Origin of the sequence: Martelella radicis, from assembly GCF_014196625.1 — a bacterium.
Lineage (GTDB): Bacteria > Pseudomonadota > Alphaproteobacteria > Rhizobiales > Rhizobiaceae > Martelella > Martelella radicis.
On the sequence record NZ_JACIDZ010000035.1, the window covers coordinates 1 to 2,500 of the forward strand.

Annotated in this window: 2 rRNA genes (1 of these 2 cut by a window edge); both read right to left on the minus strand. The window is 54.7% G+C overall.

The features are described from left to right. Window positions 1-235: 235 nt before the first annotated feature. Window positions 236-351: ribosomal RNA gene (rrf, locus tag GGR30_RS23135) — 5S ribosomal RNA — on the minus strand. A 252-nt stretch (window positions 352-603) separates the two neighbouring features. Further along, window positions 604-2,500, minus strand: a 23S ribosomal RNA gene (locus GGR30_RS23140) (it continues 1,130 nt past the right edge of the window).

Sequence of the window (2,500 nt, forward strand, 5' to 3'; positions counted from 1 at the left end):
CTCCACCCCGCGTTATGTTTTGAGCGTTTTCGGGTTATGGCGTTTGACGGTGAGGTCGTGCCTTGCCCGGGTGTTTTTGTTTTGCCGGTCCTCGGCCTTTGGCCTGCGGTTCGGCGGGGGCTGCTCTTGCCCGGCGTTATTTTTTTCGGCAACAAAAAAGCCGCCATTTACGGCGGCTTGATATCGGCAGTCGCCGTATTGTTTGGAGAAGATGATTTCATGTTGCATTTGGCAGACCTGGCAGCGACTTACTCTCCCGTGCCTTAAGACAAAGTACCATCAGCGCTGGGGCATTTCACGGCCGTGTTCGGAATGGGAACGGGTGTTAAGGACCCCGCAATAACCACCAGGTCAGCCAAATGCAGCATGTTTTCGAGAAGCTGGTTGTTGAAGCGTCGGTGTGACGCAGCATTGGCAGTGGCTTTCAGGGGACTTCCCTTAGGCCGACTGGCCGTCGCCGGTCGCCCGGCGCGCCGTCCGCAGGGCAGGACCGAAGGTCCGGTGCGCCCGTGAGGACAAAGTAGATCGTGTTCATCGACATTTCCTGTGCGTGCGGCCGCCCTGGGCCAACCCCGCACGGGGCGATGAACATGAACAATGAGAACGATCAAGCCAATCGAGCGATTAGTACCGGTAAGCTTCACACATTGCTGCGCTTCCACACCCGGCCTATCAACGTTGTCGTCTACAACGGCTCTGATAGGGAACACTCGTTTTCAGGTTGGTTTCCCGCTTAGATGCCTTCAGCGGTTATCCATTCCGTATATAGCTACCCTGCTATGCGGCTGGCGCCACAACAGGTCCACCAGAGATACGTCCATCCCGGTCCTCTCGTACTAGGGACAGATCCTGTCAATATTCCTACACCCACGGCAGATAGGGACCGAACTGTCTCACGACGTTCTGAACCCAGCTCACGTACCGCTTTAATTGGCGAACAGCCAAACCCTTGGGACCTGCTCCAGCCCCAGGATGCGATGAGCCGACATCGAGGTGCCAAACAACCCCGTCGATATGGACTCTTGGGGGTCATCAGCCTGTTATCCCCGGCGTACCTTTTATCCGTTGAGCGATGGCCCTTCCACGCGGGACCACCGGATCACTATGACCGACTTTCGTCTCTGCTCGACTTGTCAGTCTCGCAGTCAGGCGGGCTTATGCCATTGCACTCGACGACCGATTTCCGACCGGTCTGAGCCCACCATCGCGCGCCTCCGTTACTCTTTAGGAGGCGACCGCCCCAGTCAAACTACCCACCATACACTGTCCCGGATCCGGATAACGGATCGCGGTTAGACATCCACGAAGATAAGGGTGGTATTTCAAGGATGGCTCCACGCAAACTGGCGTCCGCGCTTCAAAGCCTACCACCTATCCTACACATGTCTTGGTAAATGCCAGTGTAAAGCTATAGTAAAGGTGCACGGGGTCTTTCCGTCTGACCGCAGGAACCCCGCATCTTCACGGGGAATTCAATTTCACTGAGTCTGCGTTGGAGACAGCGGGGAAGTCGTTACGCCATTCGTGCAGGTCGGAACTTACCCGACAAGGAATTTCGCTACCTTAGGACCGTTATAGTTACGGCCGCCGTTTACTGGGGCTTCAATTCAATGCTTGCACATCTCCTTTTAACCTTCCAGCACCGGGCAGGCGTCAGACCCTATACGTCGTCTTAAAGACTTCGCAGAGCCCTGTGTTTTTGATAAACAGTCGCTACCCCCTGGTCTGTGCCACCTCTCAATACTTGCGTATAAAGAGGTCACGCTTCTTCCGAAGTTACGCGTGCAATTTGCCGAGTTCCTTCAACGCAGTTCTCTCAAGCGCCTTGGTATACTCTACCTGACCACCTGTGTCGGTTTCGGGTACGGTCTCACGACGGGGCTATTTCCTGGAACCGCTCCACCGCAAGATCAATCCAATAAGATCTTACGATTTGTGCAATCCGTCACCACCGCCTGGCCCACGAATATTAACGTGGTTCCCATCGACTACGCGTTTCCGCCTCGTCTTAGGGGCCGGCTAACCCTGCTCAGATTAACTTTAAGCAGGAACCCTTGGTCTTTCGGCGAGAGGGTCTCTCACCCTCTTTATCGTTACTCATGTCAACATTCGCACTTCCGATACCTCCAGGAGCCCTCACGGGTCTCCCTTCATCAGCCTACGGAACGCTCCGCTACCACGTGGATAAATCCACATCCTCAGCTTCGGTGCATGGCTTGAGCCCCGGTACATTTTCGGCGCAAAGACCCTTATTTAGACCAGTGAGCTGTTACGCTTTCTTTAAATGATGGCTGCTTCTAAGCCAACATCCTGGTTGTTTTGGGATCCTCACATCCTTTCCCACTTAGCCATGACTTGGGGACCTTAGCTGGAGGTCAGGGTTGTTGCCCTTTTCACGACGGACGTTAGCACCCGCCGTGTGTCTGCTGAACAGTACTCTTCGGTATTCGCAGTTTGGTTAGGATCAGTAAGACGGTGAGTCCCCATAGCCCATCCAGTG